This is a genomic window from Micromonospora sp. LOL_021, from assembly GCF_048060215.1.
Taxonomy (GTDB): domain Bacteria; phylum Actinomycetota; class Actinomycetes; order Mycobacteriales; family Micromonosporaceae; genus Micromonospora_E.
Genome location: NZ_JBHMIN010000180.1, coordinates 1 through 287 on the forward strand (window position 1 = coordinate 1; position 287 = coordinate 287).

General features: G+C 63.1%; 1 protein-coding gene. It reads right to left on the minus strand.

The features are described from left to right. On the minus strand, positions 1–287 hold a 287-nt coding region (locus ACFHWT_RS31580), incomplete at both ends, for an NAD(P)-dependent oxidoreductase (protein ID WP_416598373.1).

Consider the following 287-nt stretch of genomic DNA (forward strand, 5'->3'; position numbering starts at 1 on the left):
CGATGAGTGCCGGCTCGTCGACGAGGCGGCCCCGGGCGACGTTGATGAAGTACGCGGTCGGCTTCATCAGTTTGAACTCGCGTTCACCGAACATCTTCAGCTTGCTGTCGTCGAAGTCGACGAGCAGGCAGACGTAGTCGGATTGGGCGATGAGGTCGTCCGGGTCGGCGCACCAGGTGACGCCCCATTTTGTCTCCTCTTCGGGGGTCAGTCGGGTGCGTTTGGTGTAGAGCACCTCCATGTCCATCGCGGAGAGCAGGCGGGCGGCCTGTTTGGCGACCTTGCCG